Origin of the sequence: uncultured Leptotrichia sp. (genome assembly GCF_938036635.1) — a bacterium.
Taxonomy (GTDB): domain Bacteria; phylum Fusobacteriota; class Fusobacteriia; order Fusobacteriales; family Leptotrichiaceae; genus Leptotrichia; species Leptotrichia hongkongensis.
Genome location: NZ_CALHQO010000402.1, coordinates 1 through 1,242 on the forward strand (window position 1 = coordinate 1; position 1,242 = coordinate 1,242).

Here is a 1,242-nt window from a genome sequence, read left to right on the forward strand (position 1 = left end):
TATTTCATAAGAAAAAGGCATGATTATTTATTACTTTTTTTATAACTTTGCGACTGAATTAAAGTAATAGTGAATATTAATAAACAAGAAATATATGAAATAATATGGAATATGGCTAATGTTATAGAAAGTTTTACTTTTTATGGATTTTCACAGTATATGTATAAAAAAACAGAAAATGTAATTTGGTTGAATTTGTCAACAAGTTTGTTATCATTTACATTTTGTTGTGTAGAAAGAGCTTATGCTGTTGGTATTTTTCATGCTAGAGAAGCAGTAAAAATTGAAAAAAATCTTAAAAATTTAGTAACTTTACTAAGTTTTTATGGTCTTCCAGAATATTTAATGGATGATGAAGAGGCAGAGAACATAGCAAAAGAAATTTTAGAGTTAGATAAGAATAATGAAAGAGCGATTTATGTATTGAATGAAATTTTAAATTCTAAAAAAGAATAACTAGAGAAAGAAATTTTATGTATATTGAGCTAATTATATCAAATTTTCCCATATAACTCCTGCAATCCAAAATTTTTATTTATGGCATTTATACCAAAAATTGATTTTTTGAGCTGTATGGATATTATATGGGCTTTTTAAATGATATTTTTGAATAGGTTAGATAGCATATTTCCTAAACCAGTTTTCAAAATTTTTGAAACTGTCAAAAGTAAAATCCTGAACATAGCCATCATCTACATTTCTAATTTTTACATTCAGTTTATCATTCTTTTGATTGAATGCCAGAATTTCAAGATAATTGTACTGCTCATAAAAACTGTCGTACATTTTAACTTTTCTGTACAAATAAAAATCGGATACTTTATTTATCCTATTTTTTTCTTCTTTCTGTATTTTTTCCTTTATTAAAAGCAATCGCCATACCGTAAGGTAATTTTTCTTCATAAAAAACTTCTATATCAGGATTTTTTTTAATATATTCCTTTGCAACAATATTTTCCAGAATTACTGCATCAGTTTTCCCATTTTTCAAATCTAATATCAAATTAACAGTTGCATCATTTGTTACAACATTTGCATTTTTTATTTTTCTAGCTTCCAGCTCTTGAATTGTTCCTAACTGAACTCCAATTTTTTTACCAGCCAGACTTTCCTTTGAAGTGAGTTGGTTATTTCCCTTCTTTTTAAGAAACATTTGTGTTGACTTGTAATATTCATCTGTAAAATCAACTGATTTTTTTCTTTCTTCAGTTGAACTCATACCAGATACAATAATATCAATTT

General features: G+C 25.6%; 3 protein-coding genes. 1 reads left to right on the forward strand and 2 read right to left on the reverse strand.

Annotation, left to right across the window (positions count from 1 at the left end):
- Positions 1-111: 111 nt before the first annotated feature.
- A complete protein-coding gene (locus tag Q0370_RS08035) occupies positions 112-456 on the forward strand; it encodes a hypothetical protein (RefSeq protein WP_299574384.1) in 345 nt (114 codons plus the stop codon).
- 159 nt (positions 457-615) lie between these two features.
- Here Q0370_RS08035 and Q0370_RS08040 read toward each other — a convergent pair whose 3' ends face one another.
- Positions 616-804: a hypothetical protein gene (locus Q0370_RS08040; RefSeq protein ID WP_299574387.1), complete on the reverse strand. Its 189-nt coding sequence runs from the start codon at positions 802-804 to the stop codon at positions 616-618.
- Between the two features lie 25 nt (positions 805-829).
- A partial coding sequence (locus Q0370_RS08045; protein ID WP_299574390.1) for a transporter substrate-binding domain-containing protein occupies positions 830-1,242 on the reverse strand: 413 nt, incomplete at its 5' end.